This is a genomic window from Clostridium sp. C105KSO13 (assembly GCF_001517425.1).
GTDB lineage: Bacteria > Bacillota > Clostridia > Lachnospirales > Lachnospiraceae > Muricomes.
This window is the reverse complement of record NZ_FBWL01000104.1, coordinates 1-1,885: the sequence shown is the minus strand read 5'-3', so window position 1 is coordinate 1,885 and position 1,885 is coordinate 1. Positions and strand designations below refer to the sequence as shown.

1 protein-coding gene is annotated in these 1,885 nt (G+C 44.6%); it reads left to right on the top strand.

Features of this window, described 5'->3' with window-relative positions; genetic code table 11:
• Window positions 1-153 precede the first annotated feature (153 nt).
• On the top strand, window positions 154-1,611 hold the full coding sequence (locus tag BN3456_RS00740; RefSeq protein WP_089982055.1) for a DDE-type integrase/transposase/recombinase: 1,458 nt from the start codon (window positions 154-156) through the stop codon (window positions 1,609-1,611).
• Window positions 1,612-1,885 lie beyond the last annotated feature (274 nt).

Genomic DNA, 1,885 nt, shown 5'->3' with positions numbered 1-1,885 from the left:
GGTACTGTAAAGTTTTACAGCCCTATTTTTATTTAAAACCTTTTATTTTCAAGGGTTATATCCACTTTTACAAATAAAATAGCAATGACCCCCCTATTTCGTGTATAATGTAATCACCACAAAAACAAAAATACCGAAAGGATAATCATTGCTATGGATAACATTATACTCTATTTACTTACTATCATTCAAGACCAATACAGACAAATCTGCTGGCTTATTCTTTTTATTTGCAGATACATTCCTCTCAAACAATGGGCTCATGATGAGCTACATAGTCCTAAATATCAAAAGTTTCTTACGGATCGGCTTCCCATCATCAAACCTTTCGTCAAACAGGACTGGCAGCTTTGGAACGAATACTACCAGCTCCGCTACGGCAAATCCGTCAAACCTGTGAAGCCCCATAAGGATAAGCCCCGCAATGTTCCTTCTGATATTGTCTGCCCTCTCTGCGGTGCTCCACATGAGTACATTTACGATAATAATGGTGGACGTGGGCAGTTTAAATGCAAAATATGCGGACAAACTTTCGTCAATGGGGAAAAGGTCACTACTCCTTTAAAACTTCAGTGTCCCTACTGCGGCCATGCCCTGCAGCCAGTCAAAGACCGGAAGCATTTTCGTGTGCATAAATGCATCAATGACAGCTGTTCCTACTATAAGCGGAAGCTGAAAAAGCTTCCCCCGGATCTGCCCCGCTCTGATTACTGGAAATATAAACTGCGCTACCTCTACCGGGAATTCTCTGTCAACTTCTTTGACATGAACCTCAACCAGCTCCCGGCATGGGCTACATCCTTCAGATACAAGAAAAACAATGCTTATATCATGGGTTTATGCCTGACCTACCGGGTCAACCTCAAACTGTCTCTCCGGCAGACTGTACAGGCCCTCAAAGATATCCATGGTATTGAAATCTCCCACACCATGGTCAACAACTATGCAAAAACAGCTGCTGTCATCATCCGTCCTTTTGTGGATTCTTATAACTATAATCCCTCCAACGAGCTGGCTGCTGATGAGACTTATGTTAAGATCAGCGGTGTGAAAGCCTATGTCTGGCTCATCATGGATAAAGTATCCCGCTCCATTCTTGGGTATCAGGTATCCACTTCCCGAGATGTCGGTCCCTGTATTCTTACCATGCGTATGGCATTCGATAAGTTCAAAGAGTTCCCGGGAAAGGCTCTTAAGTTTATTGCTGATGGCTACAGCGCCTATCCTCTTGCCGCCCAGCAGTTCAAACTTGAAAAAGATTGGGATGTCTTCATTACCCAGGTGATCGGTCTTACCAATGATGACGAAGTATCCAAAGAGTTCCGCCCGTTCAAACAGCTCATTGAACGTCTGAATCGCACCTTTAAAGAATCGTACCGCATCACCTGCGGTTATGGAACGGAAAGCGGTGCTGTTCACAGCGTTTCCCTTTGGGTGGCCTACTACAACTTCCTTCGACCACACGAAATATCCGGCGGCAAAGAACCACTGAACAAAGTAGAGTTGCTGGAAGGGGCAGGTAATATGCCCGGTAAGTGGCAGCTTCTGATTTATTTGGGTCAGCAGGAAATCCTGAAACAACAGCAAGGCAAAGCCGCTAACTGTTCTTAGATTCCGAGCCCGAGGTAAAAGCCAGCCACCAGAACCAACGGTTCTGGCTATGCCCTTGATGGCACGACAAAGCAATGCTACAATGCTGTGAATCAGACGGAGAAACTTTTAACTGTTCTTGAGTTCTTCACCGTCGGTAAGGCGTTCAGAGCATTGCTTTGGTGCGCCGTCAAGGGTGGCGGACGTTGCCAAGGAATAAAATATCTGCAATTTTCAAGGTTCTTTTAGAACCTATTTTTTAGGTTCTGTTTTTCATAGGTTACTTTACACTACC